Origin of the sequence: Arthrobacter sp. NEB 688 (genome assembly GCF_013201035.1) — a bacterium.
In the GTDB taxonomy this organism is placed as follows: Bacteria; Actinomycetota; Actinomycetes; order Actinomycetales; family Dermatophilaceae; genus Phycicoccus.
This window is the reverse complement of the sequence record NZ_CP053707.1, coordinates 364,664-389,116: the sequence shown is the minus strand read 5'-3', so window position 1 is coordinate 389,116 and position 24,453 is coordinate 364,664. Positions and strand designations below refer to the sequence as shown.

The 24,453-nt window shown below is 74.8% G+C and carries 21 protein-coding genes; 16 read left to right on the top strand and 5 right to left on the bottom strand.

The genetic code is table 11. From position 1 onward, the window contains the following. Positions 1 to 163: 163 nt before the first annotated feature. Positions 164 to 1,255 (bottom strand): Glu/Leu/Phe/Val family dehydrogenase, encoded by a 1,092-nt coding sequence (locus HL663_RS01890; RefSeq protein ID WP_173026799.1) that lies wholly within the window; start codon positions 1,253 to 1,255, stop codon positions 164 to 166. 161 nt (positions 1,256 to 1,416) lie between these two features. Here HL663_RS01890 and HL663_RS01885 point away from each other — a divergent pair, with 161 nt between their 5' ends. The 3 genes from HL663_RS01885 to HL663_RS01875 all read left to right on the top strand — a co-directional run bounded on the left by HL663_RS01885 (position 1,417) and on the right by HL663_RS01875 (position 4,303). Beyond that, on the top strand, positions 1,417 to 1,815 hold the full coding sequence (locus HL663_RS01885; protein ID WP_173026798.1) for a VOC family protein: 399 nt from the start codon (positions 1,417 to 1,419) through the stop codon (positions 1,813 to 1,815). 296 nt (positions 1,816 to 2,111) lie between these two features. Then, entirely contained in the window at positions 2,112 to 3,149 is a 1,038-nt protein-coding gene (gene fgd, locus HL663_RS01880) for a glucose-6-phosphate dehydrogenase (coenzyme-F420) (RefSeq protein ID WP_173026797.1), read from the top strand. Further along, positions 3,146 to 4,303: a CaiB/BaiF CoA transferase family protein gene (locus tag HL663_RS01875; protein WP_173026796.1), complete on the top strand. Its 1,158-nt coding sequence runs from the start codon at positions 3,146 to 3,148 to the stop codon at positions 4,301 to 4,303. Before fgd ends, HL663_RS01875 begins: the two co-directional genes overlap by 4 nt. A 155-nt stretch (positions 4,304 to 4,458) precedes the next feature. Here HL663_RS01875 and HL663_RS01870 read toward each other — a convergent pair whose 3' ends face one another. Next, positions 4,459 to 5,625: an SGNH/GDSL hydrolase family protein gene (locus HL663_RS01870; RefSeq protein WP_286175862.1), complete on the bottom strand. Its 1,167-nt coding sequence runs from the start codon at positions 5,623 to 5,625 to the stop codon at positions 4,459 to 4,461. 62 nt (positions 5,626 to 5,687) lie between these two features. Here HL663_RS01870 and HL663_RS01865 point away from each other — a divergent pair, with 62 nt between their 5' ends. The 10 genes from HL663_RS01865 to HL663_RS01820 all read left to right on the top strand — a co-directional run bounded on the left by HL663_RS01865 (position 5,688) and on the right by HL663_RS01820 (position 18,507). Then, a complete protein-coding gene (locus tag HL663_RS01865; RefSeq protein WP_173026794.1) occupies positions 5,688 to 6,449 on the top strand; it encodes an enoyl-CoA hydratase-related protein in 762 nt (253 codons plus the stop codon). A 302-nt stretch (positions 6,450 to 6,751) separates the two neighbouring features. Further along, a complete protein-coding gene (locus tag HL663_RS01860) occupies positions 6,752 to 6,838 on the top strand; it encodes a potassium-transporting ATPase subunit F (protein WP_084696573.1) in 87 nt (28 codons plus the stop codon). Positions 6,839 to 6,851: 13 nt separating this feature from the next. Next, complete coding sequence (gene kdpA / locus HL663_RS01855) at positions 6,852 to 8,498, top strand: potassium-transporting ATPase subunit KdpA (protein WP_173026792.1); 1,647 nt, start codon at positions 6,852 to 6,854, stop codon at positions 8,496 to 8,498. After that, positions 8,495 to 10,531 carry a potassium-transporting ATPase subunit KdpB gene (kdpB, locus tag HL663_RS01850; RefSeq protein ID WP_173026791.1) on the top strand — a complete coding sequence of 679 codons (2,037 nt, stop codon included), beginning with the start codon at positions 8,495 to 8,497 and terminating at the stop codon, positions 10,529 to 10,531. Before kdpA ends, kdpB begins: the two co-directional genes overlap by 4 nt. Before the next feature lie 10 nt (positions 10,532 to 10,541). Beyond that, complete coding sequence (kdpC, locus tag HL663_RS01845) at positions 10,542 to 11,111, top strand: potassium-transporting ATPase subunit KdpC (RefSeq protein ID WP_173026790.1); 570 nt, start codon at positions 10,542 to 10,544, stop codon at positions 11,109 to 11,111. A gap of 10 nt (positions 11,112 to 11,121) precedes the next feature. Continuing rightward, on the top strand, positions 11,122 to 13,623 hold the full coding sequence (locus HL663_RS01840; RefSeq protein WP_173026789.1) for a sensor histidine kinase: 2,502 nt from the start codon (positions 11,122 to 11,124) through the stop codon (positions 13,621 to 13,623). Further along, complete coding sequence (locus HL663_RS01835) at positions 13,620 to 14,306, top strand: response regulator transcription factor (RefSeq protein ID WP_173026788.1); 687 nt, start codon at positions 13,620 to 13,622, stop codon at positions 14,304 to 14,306. The genes HL663_RS01840 and HL663_RS01835 overlap by 4 nt, the downstream gene beginning before the upstream one ends. A 292-nt stretch (positions 14,307 to 14,598) precedes the next feature. After that, positions 14,599 to 16,392, top strand: a complete 1,794-nt coding sequence (locus HL663_RS01830; protein WP_173026787.1) for a BCCT family transporter — start codon at positions 14,599 to 14,601, stop codon at positions 16,390 to 16,392. A 107-nt stretch (positions 16,393 to 16,499) separates the two neighbouring features. Beyond that, positions 16,500 to 16,934 (top strand): GNAT family N-acetyltransferase, encoded by a 435-nt coding sequence (locus HL663_RS01825; protein WP_286175861.1) that lies wholly within the window; start codon positions 16,500 to 16,502, stop codon positions 16,932 to 16,934. Positions 16,935 to 16,971: 37 nt separating this feature from the next. Next, positions 16,972 to 18,507, top strand: coding sequence for an ATP-dependent DNA ligase (locus tag HL663_RS01820; RefSeq protein ID WP_173026786.1), 1,536 nt, complete (start codon positions 16,972 to 16,974; stop codon positions 18,505 to 18,507). Between the two features lie 43 nt (positions 18,508 to 18,550). Here the strand turns inward: HL663_RS01820 and HL663_RS01815 are convergent, their stop codons facing one another. After that, the gene (locus HL663_RS01815) at positions 18,551 to 19,012 is read right to left on the bottom strand and encodes a hypothetical protein (RefSeq protein ID WP_173026785.1); all 462 of its coding nucleotides are present in this window, start codon (positions 19,010 to 19,012) and stop codon (positions 18,551 to 18,553) included. 349 nt (positions 19,013 to 19,361) lie between these two features. Here HL663_RS01815 and HL663_RS01810 point away from each other — a divergent pair, with 349 nt between their 5' ends. The 3 genes from HL663_RS01810 (at position 19,362) to HL663_RS01800 (ending at position 22,244) form a co-directional block, all read left to right on the top strand. Continuing rightward, complete coding sequence (locus HL663_RS01810; RefSeq protein ID WP_502709037.1) at positions 19,362 to 20,507, top strand: magnesium and cobalt transport protein CorA; 1,146 nt, start codon at positions 19,362 to 19,364, stop codon at positions 20,505 to 20,507. A 37-nt stretch (positions 20,508 to 20,544) separates the two neighbouring features. Beyond that, positions 20,545 to 21,276 (top strand): HpcH/HpaI aldolase family protein, encoded by a 732-nt coding sequence (locus tag HL663_RS01805; RefSeq protein ID WP_173026784.1) that lies wholly within the window; start codon positions 20,545 to 20,547, stop codon positions 21,274 to 21,276. 83 nt (positions 21,277 to 21,359) lie between these two features. After that, a complete protein-coding gene (locus tag HL663_RS01800) occupies positions 21,360 to 22,244 on the top strand; it encodes an alpha/beta hydrolase (RefSeq protein ID WP_216842648.1) in 885 nt (294 codons plus the stop codon). 12 nt (positions 22,245 to 22,256) lie between these two features. On the opposite strand, the gene HL663_RS01795 is transcribed toward HL663_RS01800, so the two are convergent. Further along, on the bottom strand, positions 22,257 to 23,225 hold the full coding sequence (locus HL663_RS01795) for an aldo/keto reductase (protein WP_173026783.1): 969 nt from the start codon (positions 23,223 to 23,225) through the stop codon (positions 22,257 to 22,259). Then, on the bottom strand, positions 23,177 to 24,328 hold the full coding sequence (locus HL663_RS01790; RefSeq protein WP_173026782.1) for a lysylphosphatidylglycerol synthase domain-containing protein: 1,152 nt from the start codon (positions 24,326 to 24,328) through the stop codon (positions 23,177 to 23,179). Before HL663_RS01790 ends, HL663_RS01795 begins: the two co-directional genes overlap by 49 nt. Between the last annotated feature and the right edge of the window lie 125 nt (positions 24,329 to 24,453).

Genomic DNA, 24,453 nt, shown 5'->3' with positions numbered 1-24,453 from the left:
TGCCGGGGCGGCACAACGGGTCCGATGGCCCTCGAGGAGGGTCATCCAGCTCCGCGGGGCGGCTCCGGGAATGGTGTGCATATCGTGACGCCAACGATACATGGCCCGGGCCTGCGTCGGTGACCGGACCGACCGGCCGCGACACCCCGGTTCGGGGTCCGGGTCAGTGGGCGTGCGGGCTGTCGCCGCCGCGCAGCCACGGGGTGCGGCCGCCGCCGGCGATGCGCCGCTCGGCGAGCCGGTCCGCGGCCACGGCGGGCGTCACGTGCTCGGCGTCGGCGGTCCGCAGCACCTCGCGGGTGGCCTCGAAGATGGCCTGCGTCCGCGAGCGGGCGCGCTCCATGTCGAAGCCGTGCAGCTCGTCGCTCACCTGGATGACGCCGCCCGCGTTGACGAGGAAGTCCGGCGCGTAGGTGATGCCCCGGGCAGCGAGCCGGTCGGCGGTGTCGTGGGTCGCGAGCTGGTTGTTCGCTCCGCCGCACACGACCCGGGCCTGCAGCGCCTCGACGGTGACGTCGTCGAGGGCCTCCCCGAGCGCGTTGGGGCTGAAGACGTCGAGGTCGGTGCGGGCCAGCTCCTCGGCGTCGGCCACGACCGTCACCTCCGGGTGCCGGCCCCGCAGCCGCGCGACGGCCTCGGCGTCGACGTCGGTGACGACCACCTTGGCGTTGTCCTCGAGCAGGTGCTCGGTCAGCCGCGCCCCGACCTTGCCGATGCCGGCGATGCCCACGCGCCGCCCGGCGAGCGTCGGCTCGCCCCAGACGTGCTCGGCGGCGGCGCGCATCCCCTGGAAGACCCCGAGGGCGGTGAGCAGCGAGGAGTCGCCGGCCCCGCCGCGCTCCGGGGAGCGGCCGGTGGCCCAGCGGGTCTCCTCGGCGACGACGTCCATGTCGGCGACGTAGGTGCCGACGTCGCAGGCCGTGACGTAGCGGCCGTCGAGCGACTCGACGAAGCGGCCGTAGGCGCGCAGCAGCTCGGGGGTCTTGTCGCGGTGGGGGTCGCCGATGATGACCGCCTTGCCGCCCCCGTGGTCGAGGCCGGCGAGCGCGTTCTTGCTCGACATCGCCCGCGAGAGGCGCAGCACGTCGGCGACGGCGGCGTCCATCGACGGGTAGGGGTGGAAGCGGGTGCCGCCGAGCCCCGGGCCGAGGGCCGTGGAGTGCAGCGCGATGACGGCGCGCAGGCCGGTGGCGGGGTCGGAGCAGAAGACGACCTGCTCGTGGCCCGCGAGGTCGACGAGGTCCGTGGGGGGCATGCGGCCACGGTAGCCCCGGCGACGCCGTCCGGGGCGGGGGTCGCTCGGCCCCGACCCCTCCGACCGGAGGGGGCCCGGGCCGAGGTGCCGCTGGTAGACCGGGAGCAGGCCCGTCCGCGCCCCGCGGCGGGCACCCGCACCCCCACGGCACAGGAGCCGAGATGGCCTTCCCCGGTCTGCAGCACGTCGCCATCACCGTCACCGACCTCGAGCGCAGCACCCGGTGGTACACCGCCCTCTTCGGTGCCGAGCCGGTCCTCGACGAGGACGAGCAGGACGGGCGCTTCCACCACACCGTCTTCGTCCTCGAGGGCGGCCAGCTCTTCGGGCTGCACACCCATCAGGGGCGTGAGTCGGGGGACGCCTTCGACGAGCGGCGCACCGGGCTGGACCACGTCGGGTTCGCCGTCGGGTCGGTGGCCGAGCTCGAGCAGTGGCAGGCGCGGCTGGACGAGCTCGGCGTCGAGCACGGCGGGGTCAAGCGGGCCGGCTACGGCGTCGGCCTCTCGTTCCGGGACCCCGACAACATCGCCCTGGAGCTGTTCACCGGCCCGGAGTGAGCCGCGTGGACCCCCGCACGTCGCCTCGCAGCGGATTCGCAGCGCCCTCGTAGCGTTGACGGTCACGCTGGTGTCATCGCTGCACCGGGCGCCGGGGGGACCGGTGCAGCTGGGTCCCGCGTCGGCAGGGGTGGCGGCGCGGGACGAAACGTCAGGGGGGGTGCGGACCGGTCGGAGGGGGTCGGTCCGCACCCGACGTGCGTCCCGGCCCGCTTCGTCGGCCGCCGTCGTCGGGTCCTGTCGACGGCGGGCCGCCGACCGCGCCGCCCGCCCGCGCCGTGTAGCAGGATGGCGGCATGAGCGCAGCGCAGGGCATCAGGGTCGGGTACAAGGCGTCCGCGGAGCAGTTCGCGCCGGGGGAGCTCGCGGGCTACGCGGTGCTGGCCGAGGAGCTGGGGCTGGACTCGGTGACCATCTCCGACCATTTCCAGCCCTGGCGCCTCGAGGGCGGGCACGCGCCGAACTCGCTCGCCTGGATGTCGTGGGTGCTCGCGCGCACCGAGCGGATCATGGTCGGCACCTCGGTCATGACCCCGACGTTCCGGTACAACCCGCCGGTGGTCGCCCAGACCTTCGCGACGATGGCCTGCCTCGCCCCCGGCCGGGTGATGCTCGGCGTCGGCACCGGCGAGGCGCTCAACGAGATCGCCGTCGGGTCGGTCGCCGAGGGCGAGTGGCCCGAGTTCAAGGAGCGCTTCGGGCGGCTGCGCGAGGCCGTCACCCTCATGCGCCAGCTGTGGACCGAGCCCCGCGTCACCTTCGAGGGCGAGTACTACCGCACCGAGGACGCCGCGATCTACGACCGCCCCGACACCCCGGTGCCCGTCTACATCGCCGCCGGCGGCCCGATGGTCGCCCGCTACGCCGGCCGCCACGGCGACGGCTTCATCTGCACCTCCGGCAAGGGCGAGGAGCTCTACCGCGACCAGCTCGTGCCCTCGGTCGACGAGGGGATGGACAAGGCCGGGCGCGACCACGCCGACATCGACCGGATGATCGAGGTCAAGGTCTCCTACGACCCCGACCCGGAGAAGGCCCTGGAGAACTGCCGCTTCTGGGCGCCGCTGTCGCTCTCGGCCGAGCAGAAGCACTCCATCCACTCCCCGCAGGAGATGGAGCGCGCCGCCGACGAGCTGCCGATCGAGCAGGTCGCCAAGCGCTGGATCGTCGCCTCGCGCCCCGAGGAGGTCGTCGAGACGATGCGCTTCTACACCGACCTCGGGTTCGACCACCTCGTCGTGCACGGCCCCGGCCACGACCAGGACCGCTTCCTGCGCACCTTCACCGAGCAGGTCCTGCCCGGGCTGCGCGAGCTCGTCCCCGCCGCCCGGTGAGCGCGGGTCCGTCCCCCGCCCCGTCCGGCCCGCTCGCCGGCGTCCGCGTCGTCGAGCTCGGCGGCATCGGGCCCGCGCCGTTCGCGGCGATGGTCCTCGCCGAGATGGGCGCCGACGTCGTGCGCGTCGACCGGCCGGGCGCCGTGAGCGACGTCGACGCCTCCGGCGGGCTGCGGCGCTCGCGGCCGAGCATCGCCGTCGACCTCAAGCACCCCGACGGCGTGGCCGCGGTCCGGCGCCTGGCCGACGGGGCCGACGTGCTGATCGAGGGGTTCCGGCCGGGGGTGCTGGAGCGCCTGGGGCTCGCGCCCGACGACCTGCTGGCGCGCAACCCGCGGCTGGTCGTCGGCCGGATGACCGGCTGGGGGCAGGAGGGCCCGTGGGCGCCGCGGGCCGGGCACGACATCACGTACGCCGCCCTGTCCGGGACCCTGCACGCGATGGGCGGCGCCGAGCGGCCGGTCGCGCCCGTGCCGGTGCTCGCCGACTTCGCGGGCGGGGCGATGTACCTCGTCTCCGGGGTGCTCGCGGCTCTCGTGTCGCGGGGGACGACGGGGCGCGGGCAGGTCGTCGACGCCGCGATGGTCGACGGCGCCGCGCACCTGCTGACCCTCGTCCACACGATGCTCGGGGCCGGCGCGTGGGAGGACCGCCGGCGCTCGAACGTCCTCGACGGCGGCGCCCCGTTCTACGACGTGTACGAGTGCGCGGACGGCCGGTTCGTCGCGGTCGGGGCGCTGGAGCCGCAGTTCTGGCGGGAGCTGCTGGGGCTGCTCGGGGTCACGGTCGACGGCGAGCAGTACGACACCGCGACGTGGCCGGCGCAGCGCGCGGCCCTCGAGGCGGCCTTCGCGGGGCGGACCCGGGACGAGTGGGCCGCGCACTTCGAGGGCTCGGACGCGTGCGTGGCGCCGGTGCTCTCGCTCGAGGAGGCCCACCGGCACCCGCACCACGCGGCCCGGGGGTCGTTCGTGCCCGGGCCCGACGGTGCGCCCGTGCCCCGGCCGGCGCCGCGTCTGTCGGGGACGCCGCTGGGGGAGCCGGGGCCCGAGCCGGTGCCCGGGCAGCACACCCGCGAGCAGCTGCTGGCCCACGGGTTCGCGGCGGCCGAGGTCGAGGTGCTGATCGCGTCCGGGGCGGTCGTCCAGGCCTGACCGACGCCCGGACGTCTCGCGGTCCAGGCCCGGCCCCGGCCCGCCGTCCGTTCTCTGCGCGACCTGCGCGGGTCCGTGTGCGGTCGCACCCGGACCCGCGCATTTCGCCCGGAGAAGGAGCGGGTGCGTCGGGCGGTCAGGAGGAGGCCGGGCGCTCAGGTGGTCGGGAAGGGGCCGCCGGCGCCGGGGACGATGGCGGCGAACCGCGTTCCCATCAGCCCGTGCGTCTCCTCGTCGGGGTGCAGGGCGTCCGGCAGCGGGTGGGCCTCGACGTCGTCGGGGCCGTACATCGCGAGGCCGTCGACGAGGTGGAGGTGCGGGTCGTCCGCCCTTCGCTGCTCGACGACGCGCGCGAGCTCCTCGCGGACCGTGCGCAGCGTGAGACGGCCCGCCGGGACCTCGGCCGGGTCGCCGGTGGCCGTGAAGACCAGCCGGCCCTCGCGCAGGGCCTCGACGTCGACCGAGCCGGGGCCGGGGGTCTCCTCGTGGATCGGGCAGAGGACGGGCGTCACGACGAGCAGCGGGGTCGTCGGGTGGCCCTCGCGGATCGTGTCGAGGAAGCCGTGCAGCGCCGGCCCGAGGACGCGGCGGCGCATCAGGTCGCCCCCGACGATGTTGATGCCGACCTTGAGGCTGAGCAGGTCGGCGTCGAGGTCGCGCATCGTGCGGGCGACGAAGGGGTCGAGGACCGCCGAGCCGCCGAAGCCGAGGTTGACGAGGTCGAGCCCGGCGGTGCGCGCGGCGACGACGGGCCAGGTGCCGGTGGGGCGGACGGCGTTGCTGCCGTGGCTGATCGAGCTGCCGTGGTGCACCCAGCGGGGACGGTCGGCGCGCGGCACGGCGGTGGCGGGGGCGTCCGCGCGCAGGGCGACGAGCTCGACGCCCTCCTGGTGCGGCAGCCACAGCTCGACGGTCTTCTCGCCGGAGGGCAGCGGGAAGCGCACCGTGCCCGGGCCGCCCTGCTCCAGGGTGGTCTCGCCCGTCATCATGTCGGTCGTCAGCAGGTCGCCGTGCGGGACGACGGCGCCGTCGAGCACCTCGTCGTCGACGACGAGGTCGACCTGGCCCTGCGGCCGGGCCGGGGCGCCGGTCAGCGCGCGGCGGGTGACGACGAGGTCGAGCTCGACCGCCGTGGCGCTCGTGTGCAGGACCACCCGCACCCCGGCGGGCTGGCCCTCGTTGATGCCGAGCATCGGGTCGGCGTTCTGCGCCCGGGCCCACGCCGGCAGGCGGTGCGGGCGCAAGCCGCCGTCGGTGGGCTCGAGCTCGACGGCGCCGTGCACGAGGTCGGGGGTCAGGGGGACGGGCTGGAGTCCGGTCACGGGGCACAAGTCCATCACCGACCACCGCTGCGGGGGCGCGCAGGGTGCGGTTGGATGGCGGGATGAGCAGCGCACGGGTCCGCGTGGAGGCGGACGGGGCCATCGGTCGGATCACCCTCGACGCCCCGGAGCGGCTCAACGCCGTCGACCCGGAGATGTGCGCGGCGGTGACCGAGGCCGTGCTCCGCTTCGACGCCGACCCGGACGTCCGCGTGGTGGCGCTGACGGGTGAGGGGCGCGGGTTCTGCTCCGGCGCACCGCTGACCGCCGAGGGCGCGCAGATGGGGGTGCTCGACGCCGGCGCCGACCTCGTGCGGGCCCTCGTGGCGTCGCGGACGCCGGTCGTCGCGCTCGTGCACGGGGTCGCGGCGGGCATCGGGGTGCCGATGGCTCTGGCGTGCGACTACGTGCTCGCCGCCGACGAGGCACCGTTCGTCCTCGCCTTCAGCCGGATCGGGCTCATGCCGGACGGCGGTTCGACGGCGCTCGTGGCCGCCGCGGTCGGTCGGGCCCGGGCGATGCGGCTCGCGCTGACCGGCGAGGCGCTGCCCGGCCGCACCGCCGCCGAGTGGGGCCTCGTCGCGGAGTCCGTGCCGGCCGACGGGTTCGCCGCCCGGGCGGACGAGCTGCTCGCCGCCTTCGCCGCCGGGGCGACCCTCGCGCTCGGCGAGACCAAGGCCGCCGTCAACGCCGCGACCCTCGACCTCGAGGGGGCGCTGGCCCGCGAGGACGCCGGCCAGCGGGCGCTCGCGAGCACCGCCGACCACCTCGAGGGCGCCGCGGCGTTCGTCGGCAAGCGACGACCGGAGTTCCGCGCCCGCTGACGCCGGCCGTCCCGGACCCCCGGCCCCCGGGGTGTGCAGAAACTGACGCTTTCGTCGATTTGTGCACGGTCGGGCGGGGCGGAGTGTGCAGCAATCGTCGCTTTCGTCGATTGGTGCACGGTCGGGCGTGCACCAATCGTCGCTTTCGTCGATCTCTGCACGGTCGGGCGGGGCGGGGTGTGCATCGATCGTCGCTTTCGTCGATTGGTGCACGGGCGGTGGCGTCAGGATGGCGTCAAGACGTCGTCAGTGCCGCATCACCACGCGGCCCGCGGCGCCGCCCCGCTGGTGTCGTGGGCGGCATGTGGGAAGACCTCCTCGCAGGCGTCATCGGCCTGCTCCTCCTCGGCTACCTCCTCGACGCGCTCGTGCGCCCCGACCGGTACTGAGGGGCGCCGCACCATGTCCATCGCCCTCCAGACGGCCACCGCCGTCCTCCTCGTCGCCGCGATCCTCGCCGCGACCCACGTCCCCCTCGGCGCGTGGATGCACCGCGCCTTCACCGACGAGCGCGACTGGCGCGTCGAGCGCGTCGTCTACCGGCTCGTCGGGGTCGACCCCCGCACCGAGCAGCGCTGGCAGGGCTACGCCGGCTCGGTGCTGGCCTTCGCGGTCGCCTCGGTCGCGCTCCTCTTCGTGCTCATCCTCGGCCAGGGCCTGCTGCCGTGGGACCTCGGCCGCTCGATGAACTGGGACACCGCGCTCAACACGGCCGTCTCCTTCACGACGAACACCAACTGGCAGTCCTACTCCGGCGAGGCCGGCGCCGGGCACGCCGTGCAGATGCTCGGCCTCACCGTCCAGAACTTCGTCTCGGCCGCCACCGGCATCGCGGTCGCGATCGCCCTGCTGCGGGGCCTCGCCCGCACGCACTCCGACCGGCTCGGCAACTTCTGGGTCGACCTGACCCGCGCGACCGTCCGCATCCTCCTGCCGATCGCCGCCGTCGCGGCCGTGCTCCTCCTGCTCGGCGGCGTCATCCAGAACCTCGCCTCGCCGCACACCGTCGAGACGCTGACCGGTGTCCAGCAGACGATCCAGGGCGGCCCGGTCGCCTCGCAGGAGGCCATCAAGGAGCTCGGCACCAACGGCGGCGGGTTCTTCAACGCCAACTCGGCGCACCCGTTCGAGAACCCCGGCCCGTGGACGAACCTCCTCGAGATCGTCCTCATCCTCCTCATCCCGTTCGCGCTGCCCTACACCTACGGCCTCATGGTCGGCGACCGCCGCCAGGGCGCCGTCGCGGTCGGCGTCATGGGCACCCTGCTCGTCGGCAGCATCGCGCTCGCGACCTGGGCCGAGGCGCACGCCGGGGCCGGCCCGCTCGGCTCGATGGAGGGCAAGGAGCAGCGCTTCGGGGTCGTCTGGTCCAGCCTCTTCGCGTCCGTGACCACCGGGACCTCGACGGGCGCCGTCAACTCGATGCACGACAGCTACAGCGCGCTCGGCGGCGGTGTGCCGCTGGTCAACATGCTGCTCGGCGAGCTCTCGCCCGGTGGCGTCGGCACCGGCCTCTACTCCTACCTCGTCGTCGTCGTGCTCGCGGTCTTCATCGCCGGACTCATGGTCGGGCGCACGCCCGAGCTGCTCGGCAAGACCGTCGGCCGCGCCGAGATCACGAGCGCCGCCCTCGTCACCCTGACGATGCCCGCCCTCGTCCTGCTCGGCACCGGCCTCTCGGTCGTGCTGCCCACCGCGCTCGACGCCCGCGCCAACGACGGGCCGCACGGCCTCTCGGAGCTGATGTACGCCGTCGCGTCCGCGTCGAACAACAACGGGTCGGCGTTCGCGGGCCTGTCGGCCGACCAGCCCTACCTCAACCTGCTCCTCGCGTTCTGCATGTTCGCCGGCCGCTTCGTGCCGATCGTCCTCGTCCTGCGCCTGGCCGGCTCGCTCGCGGCCCAGGGCCGCCGGCCGGTCACCGCCGGGACCATGCCGACGCACACCCCCCTGTTCACCACGCTCGTCGTCGGCACGGTCATCGTCGTCGCCGGCCTGACGTTCTTCCCGTCCCTCGCCCTGGGACCCATCGCGGAGGCCCTGTCATGACCACGTCCCTCGCGCGCACCGCCTGGCAGAACCTGCCCGCGGCGTTCGCCAAGCTCGACCCGCGCCACCTCTGGCGCACCCCCGTGATCATGGTGGTCTGGGTCGGGTCGGTCCTCACGACCGTGCTCTCCGTCCTCGACCCGTCGGTCTTCTCGATCGCGGTCACGGTGTGGCTGTGGGCGACCGTGCTGTTCGCCAACCTCGCCGAGGCCGTCGCCGAGGGCCGCGGCAAGGCGCAGGCCGACACCCTGCGCCGCACCCGGACCGAGACCGTCGCCCGCCGGCTGCGCGAGGACGGCACGGTCGAGGAGGTGGCCGGCACGGCGCTGCTCCTCGGTGACCGCGTCGTCGTCGAGGCCGGCCAGGTCATCCCCGGCGACGGCGACGTCGTCGAGGGGGTCGCGACCGTCGACGAGTCGGCGATCACCGGCGAGTCCGCACCGGTCATCCGCGAGTCCGGCGGCGACCGCTGCGCCGTCACCGGCGGCACGACCGTCCTCTCGGACCGCGTGGTGGTGCGGATCACGAGCAAGCCCGGCGAGACCTTCATCGACCGGATGATCGCCCTGGTCGAGGGCGCCTCGCGACAGAAGACGCCCAACGAGATCGCCCTCTCGATCCTCCTGACGACGCTGACGATCATCTTCGTCCTCGCCGTCGCGGCCATCCAGCCGATGGCGGTCTACTCCGGCCAGCGCCTCTCGCTCGTCGTCCTCGTGGCGCTGCTCGTCTGCCTCATCCCGACGACGATCGGCGCGCTGCTCTCGGCCATCGGCATCGCCGGGATGGACCGCCTCGTGCAGCGCAACGTCCTCGCGATGTCGGGGCGCGCCGTCGAGGCCGCCGGCGACGTCAGCACGCTGCTGCTCGACAAGACCGGCACCATCACGTTCGGCAACCGGCGCGCGAGCGAGCTCGTCCCCGTCGGGGGCGCCTCGCGCACCGACCTCGCGCGCTCCGCGTACCTGTCGTCCCTCGCCGACGAGACGCCCGAGGGCCGCTCGATCGTCGAGTACACCGTCGAGGACGGGGTGGACGCCGACGCGCTCGGCGACGTCGTGGCGCTGCGCCGGGCCGGGGCCGAGGTCGTCGAGTTCAGCGCCACGACCCGGATGTCGGGCGTCGACCTGCCCGACGGCCGACGGGTCCGCAAGGGTGCGGGCAGCGCCGTCACCGCGTGGGTGCGCGAGCAGGGCGGCACGGTCGGCGGCGACCTGGAGATGCACGTCGAGGCCATCAGCGCCTCGGGCGGCACGCCGCTCGTCGTCGCCGAGGCCGCCCCGGGGGAGGCCCCCAGCGTCGTCGGCGTCGTCCACCTCAAGGACGTCGTCAAGCCGGGGATGCGCGAGCGCTTCGAGCAGCTGCGGGCGATGGGCATCCGCACGGTGATGATCACCGGCGACAACCCGCTGACCGCCAAGGCGATCGCCGAGGAGGCCGGGGTCGACGACTACCTCGCCGAGGCCACGCCCGAGGACAAGATGGCGCTCATCAAGCAGGAGCAGTCCGGCGGGCGGCTCGTCGCGATGACCGGCGACGGCACCAACGACGCGCCGGCGCTCGCCCAGGCCGACGTCGGCGTCGCGATGAACACCGGGACGTCGGCGGCGAAGGAGGCCGGCAACATGGTCGACCTCGACTCCGACCCGACCAAGCTCATCGACGTCGTCGCCATCGGCAAGCAGCTGCTCATCACCCGCGGCGCCCTGACGACGTTCTCGATCGCCAACGACGTGGCCAAGTACTTCGCGATCATCCCGGCGATGTTCGTCGGCATCTTCCCCGGTCTGCAGACCCTCAACGTCATGGGCCTGTCCAGCCCGGAGTCGGCGATGCTCAGCGCGGTCATCTTCAACGCGCTCGTCATCGTCGCGCTGATCCCGCTGGCGCTCAAGGGAGTCCGCTACCGCGCCCTGTCGGCGCACGCGATGCTCCGGCGCAACCTGCTCGTGTTCGGGCTCGGTGGGGTGGTCGTGCCGTTCGTCGGCATCAAGCTCATCGACCTCGTCGTCTCGCTCGTCCCCGGTCTCTGAGGTGACCACCATGACCCGTCAGCTGTCTGCTGCGCTCAAGGCGCTGCTCGTCCTCACCGTCCTCTGCGGCGTCCTCTACCCGGCGGCGGTCCTCGCCGTGGGGCTCGTGGTCCCCGACCGGGCCGCCGGCCAGCCGGTGCGCGTCGACGGACGGGAGGTCGGCTCCGCCCTCCTCGGCCAGCCGCCGAGCGGCCCCGAGTGGTTCCAGGGCCGCCCGTCGGAGTCCGACGCCTCCGGCGAGACGAGCGGCGGCTCCAACCTCGGCCCGTCCAACCCCGACCTCGCGACGGCCGTCGCCGAGCGCGAGCAGGCCCTGCGCGCCGCCAACCCGGATGCGCCGCAGGACATCCCGGCCGACGCCCTCACCGCGTCCGCCAGCGGGCTCGACCCCGACGTCTCGCCGGCCTACGCCCGCTGGCAGGCGCCGCGCGTGGCCGCCGCCCGGGGGCTGGACCCGGCCGCGGTGCTGCGGCTCGTCGGCGAGCACGTCCGTCCGGCACCCCTCGGCGGGGTCCTCGGGCAGGAGCGCGTCAACGTCCTCGAGCTCAACGTCGCGCTCTCCACCCTCGGCCGCGGGTGAGAATGGCGTCATGGCACGCGGTCGGCTGCGCATCTACCTCGGGGCGGCCCCGGGGGTCGGCAAGACCGTCGCCATGCTCGACGAGGGGCACCGGCGGCTCGACCGCGGCACCGACGTCGTCGTCGGCCTCGTCGAGACCCACGAGCGCGCGCACACCCGCGCGCTGCTCGAGGGGCTCGAGCTGGTGCCCCGCGCCCGGGTCGGCCACCGGGGCGCGACCCTCGACGAGATGGACCTCGACCGGCTGCTGGCCCGCCGGCCCCAGGTCGCGCTCGTCGACGAGCTCGCGCACACCAACGCACCCGGGTCGCGCAACGAGAAGCGCTGGCAGGACATCGAGGAGCTGCTCGAGGCCGGCATCGACGTCGTCTCGACGGTCAACGTCCAGCACCTGGAGTCGCTGAACGACGCCGTCACGGCGATCACCGGCGTCGTGCAGCGCGAGACGGTGCCGGACGCGGTCGTCCGCGCCGCGGACCAGATCGAGCTCGTCGACATGTCGCCCGAGGCGCTGCGCCGCCGGATGGCGCACGGCAACGTCTACGCACCCGAGAAGGTCGACGCGGCCCTCGCGAACTACTTCCGGGTCGGCAACCTCTCGGCCCTGCGCGAGCTGGCGCTGCTCTGGCTCGCCGACCGCGTCGACGAGGGCATCGGCCGGTACCGGGCCGACCACGGCATCGACGCGACGTGGCCGACGCGCGAGCGGGTGGTCGTCGCGATCTCCGGCGGGCCCGAGGGCGAGGTGCTGCTGCGCCGGGCGGCGCGCATCGCCGCCCGCGGCGCCGGGGGAGAGCTGCTGGCCGTGCACGTCGCGCGCTCCGACGGGCTCGCCGGCCCCACGCTGCCCGACCTCGTGACGCAGCGCCGGCTGACCGACGAGCTCGGCGGCAGCTTCCACACCGTGACCGGCGACGACCTGCCCGAGGCGGTGCTCGACTTCGCGCGCGGCGTCAACGCCAGCCAGGTCGTCATCGGGTCCTCGCGGCGGGCGCGCTGGCGGACGCTGGTGTCCCCCAGCACGACCGAGGAGGTCATCACCCGGTCGGGCGACATCGACGTCCACGTCGTCACGCACCGGTTCGCGCACGGCAAGGGTCGACGCGTCTCGCGGGCGGCGCTGCCGAGGCGGCGCGTCCGGTTGGGCTACGCGCTCGGGGTCGTCGGGCCGTTCGTCCTCACCGAGGCGCTCGTCGGCCTGCCGGAGGACCCCGACCTGCCCCTGACCGTCCCGCTCTTCCTCCTGCTCAGCGTCCTCACGGCCCTGCTCGGCGGGATGGGGCCGGCGCTCGTCGGCGCGGTCGCGTCCTCGCTCTTCCTCAACTGGTTCTTCACGCCGCCGACGGGCGGGCTGACGATCTCGCAGCCGCAGAACGCCGTCGCGCTGCTCGTCTTCGTCCTCGTGTCGGCGGCCGTCGCCTGGGTGGTCCACCGCAGCGCCCGCCGCGCCGACCGGGCGCTGCGGGCCCAGGCCGAGGCGTCGGCCCTGGCCGAGCTGAGTCACACCCTCCTCGGGTCGACCGACCAGATGGCGCTGCTGCTGGCCCGGGCGGTCGAGATGTTCGGGGCGGAGGCCGCCGCCCTCGTCCGCCGCGGCCGCTCGGGCGCCGAGGTCGTCGCGGCCACCGACCCCTCGCTCACGCCGGACGACCTGCGCCGCGAGGGGCTGCCGCGCGCCGAGGCCGACGACGAGCACGACCTCGTCCTCGTCGGGGCCGCCGTGCCCGCCGGGCGCCAGCGCCTGCTCGCGGCCTTCGCCGCGCACGCCGGGGCCATCCTCCAGCGGCGTTCGCTCCAGGCGTCGGCCGGCGAGGCGGTGGCCCTGGCCCGCGACAACTCGGCCCGCACCGCGCTGCTCTCGGCCGTCTCCCACGACCTGCGCACCCCGCTCGCCGGCATCAAGGCGGCGATCGGCAGCCTGCGCTCGACCGAGGTGACCTTCAGCCCGGAGGACGAGGCCGAGCTCGAGGCCGCCATCGAGGACTCCGCCGACCGGCTCGACGCCCTCATCGGCAACCTCCTCGACATGTCGCGGCTCCAGGCCGGCGCGCTCGTCGCGCACCCGCGGGCCGTCGACCTCGGCGAGGTCGTGCCCGGGGTCGTGGCGTCGGTCGCCGAGCCGGAGCGCGTCGAGTGGCACCTCGACCCCGCCGCGCGCGTGGTGCGCACCGACGCCGGCCTGCTCGACCGGGTGCTCGGCAACGTCGTCGAGAACGCCCTGCGCCACCAGCCCGCCCCGGGCCGCGTGCGCGTGACGACGAGCGGCCTCGGCGGGCGCGTGCACATCCGCGTCGTCGACACCGGTCCCGGTGTGCCGGAGGGTGACCGCGACCGCATCTTCCTGCCCTTCCAGCGGCACGGCGACGCCCCCGGCGGTGACGGCGTCGGCCTCGGCCTCGCGGTCGCACGCGGCCTCGCCGAGGCCATGGGTGGCAGGGTGAGCGCCGAGGACACCCCGGGTGGCGGCCTGACGATGGTCGTCGACCTGCCGAGCGAGGAGGAGGCCGGATGAGCCAGCGCGTGCTCGTCGTCGACGACGACCCGACGCTGCGCCGGACGCTGCGCATCAACCTGCGGGCCCGCGGCTACGAGGTCGAGGAGGTCGGCACCGGCCACGACGCCCTGACGACGCTCGCCGACGCCCCGCCGGACCTCGTCGTGCTCGACCTCGGGCTGCCGGACCTCGACGGCGTGGAGGTGCTGCGGCGCATCCGGTCCCGCTCGCGCGTCCCCGTCGTCGTCCTCTCGGCCCGCCACCAGTCCGACGACAAGGTCGAGGCCCTCGACGAGGGCGCGGACGACTACGTCACCAAGCCGTTCGGGATGGACGAGCTGATGGCGCGGGTGCGCTCGGCACTGCGGCGCGGCGGCGAGGACGAGGGACTGGCCGCGGTCGGGCCGGTCGTCACCGACGCGTTCACCCTCGACTTCGCGACCCTGTCGGCCACGCGCGACGGCGCGCCGGTGCACCTCACCCCGACCGAGTGGCGGCTGCTCGCCGAGCTCGCCCGGCACCGCGGTCGCGTCGTCACCCAGGCCGACCTGCTGCGGGCGGTGTGGGGGCCGGGGTACGGGCGCGAGTCGAACTACCTGCGCGTCTACGGCAACCAGCTGCGACGCAAGCTCGAGGCCGACCCGTCGGCGCCCCGGTACATCGTCACGGAGCCGGGCATCGGGTACCGGCTCGCCGTCTGAGCCCGTCCGAGCCCGTCCGAGCCCGTCGGGCGGGGCTGCGCGGGAACGGCGTCGACGGCGGTCGGGTTCCGCCGCGGGGCGTGACGGTGCTCTCGTGACCGGATCGGAATACTCGGGTGGTCCGTGCAGGTCAGCGGGGGTGCGCGGGGGTCCCGCGGCCCCTCCGTGGCGGGGTGCGAGCTTGAACGAGACCGTCATCGGTGGTGTGGTTGAAAGGTTGACCTGACCGAGTACCCCCGAGCACAGCGAGAACGGAGGGTCGCGGGGCACCCCCGCGGCACACACCACGAGCGTGAGCACAGACACCCGCACCACACCCGAGTCCACCCCGCCACCCGCCGTCGACGACGACACCCGCACGACGGTCGCCGACGAGGCGCCGCACCCCGTCCTCGGCATCGACGTCGTCGAGCAGACCGCCCGCGGCTCGTCCGTCGACAAGGTCGTCTTCGGCGTCGTCGCGGCCATCGCCGTCGCCTTCGTCGCCTGGGGCTTCCTCAGCACCGACACCCTGTCCGCCGCCTCCGGCGCCGCCCTCGGGTGGTCCGTGACGAACATGGGGTGGATGTTCGTCGTCCTCGCGTCGGCGTTCGTCGCCTTCGTGATCTGGTTGGCGGCCAGCCGTTTCGGTGACATCCCGCTCGGCACGGACGACGAGGAGCCCGAGTTCCGCACCGTCTCGTGGATCGCGATGATGTTCTCGGCGGGCATGGGCATCGGCCTGATGTTCTACGGGGTCAGCGAGCCGCTGTCGCACTTCGTCACGCCGCCGCCCGGCACCGGCGAGGCCGGCAACCCGCAGGCCGTGCAGACCGCGATGGCCACGACGCTCTTCCACTGGACGCTGCACCCGTGGGCGATCTACGCGGTCGTCGGCATCGCCATCGCGTACGGCGTCTTCCGCAAGGGCCGCTCGCAGCTCGTGTCCTCGGCGTTCATCCCGCTCATCGGCGAGCGCCGCGCGTCCGGCGGCGCGGGACGCGTCATCGACATGCTCGCGATCTTCGCGACCCTCTTCGGCTCGGCCGCCTCGCTCGGCCTCGGCGCGCTGCAGATCGGCAGCGGCCTCGAGATCGTCGCGGGCATCGGCGAGGTCGGCAACGGCGTGCTCGTCGGCGTCATCGCGCTGCTCACCGTCGCGTTCATCCTCTCGGCCGTCTCGGGGGTCGCGAAGGGCATCCAGTGGCTCTCGAACATCAACATGGTGCTCGCGATCGCGTTGGCGCTGTTCGTGTTCGTCGTCGGCCCGACCGTCTTCATGCTCGACCTCATCCCCACCGCGGTCGGCTCCTACTTCCAGGACCTCGCGATGATGTCGGCGCGCACCGACGCCGCGGGCGGCGACGGGATGGCCGCGTGGCTCTCGGGCTGGACCGTCTTCTACTGGGCCTGGTGGATGTCGTGGACGCCCTTCGTCGGGATGTTCATCGCGCGCATCTCGCGCGGCCGCACCATCCGCCAGTTCGTCACCGGCGTGCTCCTCGTCCCGAGCCTCGTGAGCCTCGTGTGGTTCGCGATCTTCGGTGGCGCCGGCATCCACGCGCAGCAGAACGGCACCGACCTCGCGGGGCAGTCGACGTCCGAGGGACAGCTGTTCGGCCTCCTCGACACGATGCCGCTGGCCGGCATCACGACCGTCGTCGTCATGGTCCTCGTCGCGATCTTCTTCGTGTCGGGCGCCGACGCGGCGTCCATCGTCATGGGCACGCTGTCGCAGCGCGGCACGATGGAGCCCAGCCGCTGGAACGTCATCTTCTGGGGCGTCGCCACCGGAGCGGTCGCGGCCGTCATGCTGCTCGTCGGCGGTGACTCGGCCCTGACCGGGCTGCAGAACCTGACGATCGTCGCGGCGCTGCCGTTCGCGCTCGTCATGGTCGGGCTGGCGTGGGCCCTCGTCAAGGACCTGCGCGAGGACCCCGTCGTCGTGCGCCGCAGGTACGCCGTGGCCGCGGTCGAGAAGGCCGTCGTCACCGGGGCCACCCGCCACGGCGACGACTTCGCGCTGACCGTCGAGGCCGCCGACGGGTCGGTGCTCGGCGAGGCCGACAGCACCCCGAGCGAGGCCGCGGAGGTCGCGCGCGGCTGACCCCGCCCCCACCCACCCGCCTCACCGCGAACGTGTGTGAAGAACGTCGGCATGGAGACGTTCTTCACACACGTTCGTGCGTCGTGGGGGTGCCTAGGGTGGTCGGCGTGCCCGTCGTCCGCTCCGCCCCGACCCGTGACCTGCCCGCCGAGGTGCTCTACGCGCTGATGCGGCTGCGCCAGGACGTCTTCGTCCTCGAGCAGGAGTGCCTCTACCCCGACCTCGACGGCCGCGACCTCGAGCCCGGCGCCGTCCAGTGGTGGGCCGAGTCGGAGACCGGCGGGGTCGTCGCGACCCTGCGCGTCCTCGACGACGGCGGCGGGGTGCTGCGCGTCGGCCGGGTGGCGACGTCGGCGTCGGCCCGGGGCGCCGGGGTCGCGCGCGAGCTGGTGCTCGCGGTCCTCGCCGCCACGCGCGGGCCGGTGGTCCTCGACGCCCAGAGCCACCTTGAGCACTGGTACGCCGGGCTGGGCTTCGGGCGCGACGGCGCCGAGTTCGTCGAGGACGGCATCCCGCACGTGCCGATGCGCCTCGCCCGCTGACCGCCGCGGTGTCGGTGCCGCCGGGCAGGATGGCCGGATGGACGTCACGCTGGCCGGGCTCGTCACCACCTCGCAGGAGGTCGCGGCCACGCGCTCGCGCACCGCGAAGACCGAGGCCATCGCGGCGCTCGTCGCGCGGGCCGATGCCGCCGAGGTCGGCACCGTCGTCGCGTTCCTGTCCGGGGTGCTGCCCCAACGGCGCCTCGGCGTCGGCCACCGCTCGCTCGCCCGGATGCCCGAGCCGGCCGGCGAGCCGACGCTGACGGTCGCCGAGGTCGACGCCGCCTTCGACCGGTTGGCCGCGACCGCCGGCGCCGGGTCCACCGCGTCCCGGCGGGCCGAGCTCGCCGGGCTGCTCGGCCGCGCCACCGCCGACGAGCAGCAGTTCCTGCGCGACCTGATGACCGGCAACCTGCGCCAGGGCGCGCTCGACGGCGTCGTCCTCGCCGCGCTGGCCCGCGCGTTCGAGGTGCCGGACGCCGTGGTGCGCCGGGCCGTCATGCTCGCCGGGTCCACCCACGAGGTCGCCGGCATCGCCGCCACCGGGGGGCAGCCCGCGCTCGAGGAGGTCGGGCTCGTCGTCGGCCGCCCGCTGCGCCCGATGCTCGCGGGGTCGGCGAAGACGACCGACGAGGCCGTCGAGGGGTTCGCCGGCGCCGAGCTGCTCGTCGACGGCAAGCTCGACGGCATCCGGGTGCAGGTGCACCGGCGCGCGGGCGAGGTCACGGTCTTCACCCGCAGCCTGGACGAGATCACCGAGCGGCTGCCCGAGGTCGTCGAGGCGGTCGCGGCCCTGCCCGGCGGCGACCTCGTCCTCGACGGCGAGGCCATCGTCCTGCACGAGGACGGCCGCCCGGCGCCGTTCCAGGTGACCGGCGCCCGCACCGCGAGCTCGGCCGACGTCGAGCGGCTGCGGGCCGAGGTGCCCCTGACGACGTTCCTCTTCGACGTCCTCCACGCCGACGGGCGCGACCTCGTCGACGCACCCGCCCGCGAGCGGCACGAGGTGCTCACCGCGCTCGCGCCGCACCTGCTCGTGCCCCGGCTGGTCACGGCCGACCCCGACGAGGCCGCGGCCTTCTTCGACCGTCTCGTCGCCGACGGCCACGAGGGGGTCGTCGTCAAGGACGCCGCCGCCCCGTACGCCGCCGGGCGCCGGGGGAGCGGCTGGGTCAAGGTCAAGCCCACGCACACGCTCGACCTCGTCGTGCTCGCGGTCGAGCGAGGCTCCGGCCGGCGGCGCGGCTGGCTCTCCAACATCCACCTCGGGGCGCGCGACGCCGACACCGGCGAGCTCGTCATGGTCGGCAAGACCTTCAAGGGGATGACCGACGAGATGCTGCGCTGGCAGACCGAGCGCTTCACCCAGCTCGCGGTCGGGCCCGCCGACGGGTACGTCGTGACGGTCCGGCCCGAGCAGGTCGTCGAGATCGCGCTCGACGGGGTGCAGCGCTCGACGCGCTACCCGGGCGGCGTGGCCCTGCGGTTCGCGCGCGTCCTGCGCTACCGCGACGACAAGCCGCTCGACGAGGTCGACACCCTCGAGACGGTCCGGGGGCTCGGGGCCCTCTGAGCCGACGGGCCGGCGGTCGACGCCGCCGACCCACGGCCCGGGCTCAGCGCCGGCGGCCACCACCGGTGTCGGTGGGCCGGCCCCCGAGCGGGCCCAGGAGCGAGGACACGACCCCCACCACACCGGAGACGACCGCGACGACGAGGACGGCGCGCAGGCTCGTCCGCCACGGGCTGCCCGCCACGACGGGGAAGACGTCCCACGCGGCGACGGCCGCCGCCAGCCCGACGGCCGAGGTCACGAGCCCGGCGACGGTGCGCCACCACGTCGTCCGGACGACGAGGGCGACCGCCTCGGCGAGGACCCCCGTCCAGAGCGCCGCGACGACGAACGGCACGACCTCGGCGGCCGCCGGGGTGAGCACGGTGAGCGCCCGCCAGCCGGGCCGCACCTGCACGAGGAAGAGCAGGCCGAGGCCGACGGCGACACCCGCGACCGAGACGGCTCTGGGCGGCAGGCGATGGTCCCCGGGACGTCGCGTCGACGACCGGACGACTGCTGACATGGCGCTGCTCCTGCCGGCGGTGGCGTCGGAGAGCCGCGCCGACGGGGCGCGCGCCCCCGCCACCTCGATCCTCCCACCGGGCATGCGCCCGGAGGGATGTTCGGGAGGGAGGTCACGCCGCCGGCGTCGGGCCCGACCGACCGGGCGTCAAGGACTCGTCAAGGAGTGGGCCCGCAGGGGTCGACCGGGTAGCCTCCTGCGCGGACGGGATGGTGCCCGTCGTCGTCGCCACCACGGGTGGCCGAGCAGCGGGAGGTGGTCGCATGAGTCCGAGCGGTCATGCCGATCCCCGCCCACCCCGGGAGCCCGTGGCCTGACGCGGGCGCCCCCGTGCCCTCCGAGGTGCCCCGTGTCCGACCGTACGCTCCAGCCCCTGCGCTCCTTCGCCGGCCGCATCCTGCGCCCGGCCGCGACGTGGCCGCCCGCTCCCCTCGATCCCGAGCGCCCGGTCGAGCGACCCGGCGATGCCGAGCCGACCAGCGTCGTCGACAGCGCGCTCTACGTCGGCGGCGACCGTGTGGCGTCCCCGCGGACCCTCGCCGAGACCTACCGGCAGCTCCACACGACGGACGACGCCCTCGCCTGGATCGGTCTCTACCGGCCGACCCAGGCCGAGATCGGCTCGCTGGCACGTGAGTTCGACCTGCACGAGCTGGCCGTCGAGGACGCCATCGTCGCCCACCAGCGGCCCAAGCTCGAGCGGTACGGCGAGACCCTGTTCGTCGTGCTGCGTGCCGCCCGCTACCTCGACGACGAGGAGGAGGTGGAGTTCGGCGAGCTGCACGTCTTCGTCGCCCCGGACGCCGTCGTCACGGTGCGCCACAGCGAGGCCCCGGACCTCGCCGCCGTGCGGCGCCGGCTCGAGAGCAACCCCGACCTGCTCTCGCTCGGCCCCGAGGCCGTCCTCTACGCCATCCTCGACCGCGTCGTCGACGGGTACGGACCGGTCGTGGCCGGGCTGCGCAACGACATCGACGAGATCGAGGTCGAGGTGTTCCGCGGCGACCCGGGTGTCTCGCGACGCATCTACGAGCTGACCCGGGAGGTCATCGAGTTCGAGCGCGCGACGCGGCCGCTCGGGGCGGTCATCCGCGCCCTCGCCACGGGCTTCGAGAAGTACGGCACGGACGAGGAGCTGCGTCGCTACCTGCGCGACGTCGAGGACCACCTGACCCAGGTCATCGAGCAGGTCGACGGGTTCCGCCACCTCCTGCGCGACATCCTCACCGTCAACGCCACGCTCGTCGCGCAGGCCCAGAACGAGGAGATGCGCGTCCTCGCGGAGGCGAGCAACGCGCAGAACGAGGAGGTCAAGAAGATCTCGGCCTGGGCGGCGATCCTCTTCGCGCCGACCCTCGTCGGCACGGTCTACGGGATGAACTTCGAGGTGATGCCCGAGCTGCACTGGCGCTTCGGTTACCCCTTGGCGGTCGTCGCGATGGGCGTCGTCAGCCTCGTGCTGCACCGGATCTTCCGGCGGCGCGGCTGGATCTGAGCGACGTGACGGCGCGTCGCGGTGACACGATGCCGGGATGGAGGACTCACGCGGCATCTGGACGATGACGGCCGACACCGACCTGCTGCTGCGGCTCGCGGGGAGCGGGTTCGACTGGCTGGCCCTCGACGCGCAGCACGGCGCCCTCGACCGGGCCGCCCTGCACGCCGCCGGCCGGGCCCTCACGGCGGCCCACCGCCCGTTCCTCGTCCGCGTCCCGGCCGTCGACGCCGCGTGGATCGGCGTCGCGCTCGACGCCGGCGCCCACGGGGTCGTCGTCCCCTCGGTCACCGGCGCCGCCGATGCCGAGCGGGCGGCGCTCGCCGCGCGCTACCCGCCGCTGGGCGAGCGCAGCTGGGGCCCGTGGTCCCCGATGTGGGGAGCCGATGCCCCGGACACCGGGACGGCCAACGAGCTGGTGCGCTGCTGGGTCATGGTCGAGACCGTCGGCGCGCTCGACGAGGTCGAGGCGATCGCGGGCACCCCCGGCGTCGACGGCCTGTTCGTCGGCCCGCTCGACCTCGCCCTCGCGCTCGGCACGAGCGTCGACGCCCTCCTCGACGACGACTCCCCGGACGGCCCGCTGGCCCGCGTCGTCGCTGCGGCCGGACGCCAGGGCATCCTCGTCGGCGCCTTCGCCGGCACGCCGGCGGTCGCCGCCCGGCTGCGCGCCCACGGCATCGGGTTCCTCGCCGTGACGACCGACGCCGGCCTGGTGGCCGCCGGCGCGCGGGCGGTCCTCGACGAGCTCGGCGCCGGCGGCACCTGACCTCGCCGCCGTCCCGCGCGGGTGGCGGCTGCCCACTGACGGCGGCGTCCATCCGCCGGCCCGGCGCGCGACGAACCCCGCCCGTGACCCTCCTCGACGACGTCCGCGCGCTCGCGATGCAGGCCTCGGCGCGCTTCACCGTGCGCTACGGCGAGCCGCTGCGGTTCGCGGGCAGCGACCTGCCCGCCCCGCAGCGGCTCCGCGTCCCGACGCGCCACGGGACGGTCCGCGTCGACCTGTACCGCCCGCCGGGCGTCGAGCGGCCCCCGGTCGTCGTCCACTTCCACGGCGGCGCGTTCGTCATGCGCTACCCCGAGATGGACGACTGGTGGTGCCGCTACCTCGCCGCGACCGCCGGGGTGGCCGTGGCGAACGTCGACTGGTCTGTCGGCCCGCAGGCGCGCTACCCCGTCGGCCAGGAGGAGGGGCACGACGTCGTCGCCCGCCTCGCGGCGGCGGGGCGCGAGCACGGGCTCGACGGCACCCGCGTCGTCGTCAGCGGCTTCAGCGCCGGCGGGCAGGTGGCCGCGGCCGTCTGCCTCATGGCGCGCGACTCCGGCTCCTGCGCACCGGTCCTCCAGGTGCTCGGGGTCCCCTCGCTCGACCTCGCCTCCGAGGTCGAGGACCGTCCCGGGATGGTCGACCCGGCCCTGCGCCGCCTCGTCCGGAGGGTCTACTTCCCGGACGCCGAGCGGCGCGGCGAGGCCTACGCCTCACCGTTGTTCGCGCCCGACCTGTCCGGTCTGCCGCCGACGGTCGTCCTCACCGGCGAGCGCGACGCCCTCCGGCCCGAGGGAGACCGGTACGCCGCGCGCCTGCGGGCCGCCGGCGTCGACGTCCTGCACGACGTCACCCCGGGCGCCGACCACTACTTCCTCACCGGCGACCCGGTGCGCGCCCGCCTGACGATGCGGATGGTGGCGGCGCGCATCCGGGAGGCCTGTGCGGCACCGGTCCCCGAGGCCTGACCCCGGCAGCGGTCAGAAGCCCGTCGGGCGCCTCGGGGTGTAGGCGCGCTCGAGCGCGGCCACCTCGTCGTCGGTCAGGTCGAGGTCCAGCGCGGCCACGGCGTCCGGCAGGTGGTGCGGCTTCGTCGCGCCGACGATGGGGGCGGTGACGACCGGGTTGCGCAGCACCCACGCCAGCGCGACGGTCGACATCGCGACGCCTCGGTCGCGCGCCACCGCCTCGACGGCGCCGACGATCTCGCCGTCGCCGTCCTGGTAGAGGCGCTTGCCGAACTCGTCGGTGTCGGAGCGGCCGGTCTGCTCGCCCCACGGCCGGGCGAGCCGCCCACGGGCGAGCGGGCTCCACGGCAGCGCGCCGAGGCCCTGGTGCTCGAGCAGGGGGAACATCTCCTGCTCCTCCTCGCGCATGAGGAGGCTGTACTGGTCCTGCATCGTCACGAAGCGGGTCCAGCCGCCGAGGTCGGCCGCGTGCTGCATCGTCGCGAGCTGCCAGGCCCACATCGAGGAGGCGCCGATGTAGCGCGCCTTGCCGGCACGCACGACGTCGTGCAGGGCCTCCATCGTCTCCTCGACGGGGACCTCGGGGTCGAAGCGGTGGATCTGGTAGAGGTCGACGTGGTCGGTCTGCAGGCGACGCAACGAGGCGTCGACCTGCTCGAGGATCGCCGTGCGCGACAGCCCGCTCCCGCCCGGCCCGTCGTGCATCCGCCCGTGGACCTTCGTCGCGAGCACGACGTCCTCGCGCCGGCTGTAGGTCCTGATGGCCCGCCCGACGAACTCCTCGGACGTCCCGCCGCTGTAGACGTTCGCGGTGTCCCAGAAGGTGATGCCGAGCTCGACGGCCTGCCGGAAGTACGCCCCGGACGCCTCCTCGTCGAGGGCCCACGGGTGGTAGCCGCGCGAGCCGTCGGCGTAGCTCATGCAGCCGAGCGCTAGCCGGCTGACGGTGAGCCCGGTGCTGCCGAGGCGGGTGTACTCCATCGAGGTGCTCCTTCGGTCGGGATGCTCCCCGCATCATGCGCCCCGAGCACCTCCGGGACCGGCGCGGGGTGCAGGGCGACCGCACCGCGGACGCGTCGAACCGCGCGCCGGTGGGCGAGCCACCAGCCGCCGAGGGCCAGCCCGCCGACCGGCACCTCCATCCCGACGACGAACGCCCGGTAGAGCAGGACGCCGGCGGCGGCCGGTGCCGCGGGGGTGCCGAGCGCCGTGAGGGCACCGGCCATCCCGACCTCGACGACCCCGGTCGCGCCCGGCGTGAGGACGAGCATCGAGAGCAGGCGCTCGACGACGAAGGCCGAGGCGACGAGCAGCGGGGCCGAGGGGGCGCCGACGACGACGAGACAGGCCCACAGGAGGAGGGCCTGGAAGAGCGCGTAGAGGATCTTGGCGCCGAGCATCCGGTGCCAGCCGCGCCGGACGAGGTCGGCGCTCTCGGCGCGGAAGCGGGCGCCGCGCTCCCCCCAGCCCTCGGGGGCCGAGGGCACGCGGCGGTGCCGGGCGGCGAGCCGGTCGAGGGCGCCGCCGGCCCGGCGCACGGCGCGGTCGTCGCGCCCGAGGAGCACGACCCCGGTGAGGAGCACGAGCAGCAGCGCGAGGCCGAGCGCGCCGGGCACCGCCAGCCGCGCCGTCCCCCGGTCGCCGGCGAGCGCGAACCAGCAGAGGACGACCCCCGGCAGGAGCAGCTTGACGGCGGTGTCGACGAGGTTGGTCACGAGGGCCCAGCGGCCGAACGCGGCCGAGCCGAAGCCCCAGCCGCGGGCCATCCGCCAGTTGACGACCGTGCCGGCCGCCCCGCCGAGCGGCAGGAGGTTCGAGACGCACGAGCCGGACAGGTTGAGCAGGAGCGCCCGGCGGTGGCTCAGCCCGGGGAGCGCGGCCGTCAGGGCCGGCGTGTGCACCCAGAGGCCCAGGAGCCAGAGGGCCGCGAGCAGCCCGAGCTGGACGGCGCTCGGGTGGGTCAGCGCCTCGGCGATGGGCCGCCACGAGGTGCCGACGACCCGCGGCAGCGCGACGGCGAGCACGGTGGCGGCGGCCGCCGCACCGAGGGCCAGCCGCAGCCCCGGACCCCACATCCTCGTCATGGTGACCACCGTGGCGTGCCTCCCCCTGCCCGCACATCAGGGGTGACCCGGACATCGACCCCGGCCCACCGTAGCGAGCCACGGGCCGGCCGGTCTCGGGTTTCTGCTCGTGTCGCGGCGGCCGG

Bases quoted from the DNA above. Each gene is read 5' to 3' on its own strand.
- HL663_RS01890 (WP_173026799.1), bottom strand. From the start codon at position 1,255: ATGCCCCCCACGGACCTCGTCGACCTCGCGGGCCACGAGCAGGTCGTC.
- HL663_RS01885 (WP_173026798.1), top strand. From the start codon at position 1,417: ATGGCCTTCCCCGGTCTGCAGCACGTCGCCATCACCGTCACCGACCTC.
- fgd (WP_173026797.1), top strand. From the start codon at position 2,112: ATGAGCGCAGCGCAGGGCATCAGGGTCGGGTACAAGGCGTCCGCGGAG.
- HL663_RS01865 (WP_173026794.1), top strand. From the start codon at position 5,688: ATGAGCAGCGCACGGGTCCGCGTGGAGGCGGACGGGGCCATCGGTCGG.
- HL663_RS01860 (WP_084696573.1), top strand. From the start codon at position 6,752: ATGTGGGAAGACCTCCTCGCAGGCGTCATCGGCCTGCTCCTCCTCGGC.
- kdpA (WP_173026792.1), top strand. From the start codon at position 6,852: ATGTCCATCGCCCTCCAGACGGCCACCGCCGTCCTCCTCGTCGCCGCG.
- kdpB (WP_173026791.1), top strand. From the start codon at position 8,495: ATGACCACGTCCCTCGCGCGCACCGCCTGGCAGAACCTGCCCGCGGCG.
- kdpC (WP_173026790.1), top strand. From the start codon at position 10,542: ATGACCCGTCAGCTGTCTGCTGCGCTCAAGGCGCTGCTCGTCCTCACC.
- HL663_RS01840 (WP_173026789.1), top strand. From the start codon at position 11,122: ATGGCACGCGGTCGGCTGCGCATCTACCTCGGGGCGGCCCCGGGGGTC.
- HL663_RS01835 (WP_173026788.1), top strand. From the start codon at position 13,620: ATGAGCCAGCGCGTGCTCGTCGTCGACGACGACCCGACGCTGCGCCGG.
- HL663_RS01820 (WP_173026786.1), top strand. From the start codon at position 16,972: ATGGACGTCACGCTGGCCGGGCTCGTCACCACCTCGCAGGAGGTCGCG.
- HL663_RS01815 (WP_173026785.1), bottom strand. From the start codon at position 19,012: ATGTCAGCAGTCGTCCGGTCGTCGACGCGACGTCCCGGGGACCATCGC.
- HL663_RS01805 (WP_173026784.1), top strand. From the start codon at position 20,545: ATGGAGGACTCACGCGGCATCTGGACGATGACGGCCGACACCGACCTG.
- HL663_RS01795 (WP_173026783.1), bottom strand. From the start codon at position 23,225: ATGGAGTACACCCGCCTCGGCAGCACCGGGCTCACCGTCAGCCGGCTA.
- HL663_RS01790 (WP_173026782.1), bottom strand. From the start codon at position 24,328: ATGACGAGGATGTGGGGTCCGGGGCTGCGGCTGGCCCTCGGTGCGGCG.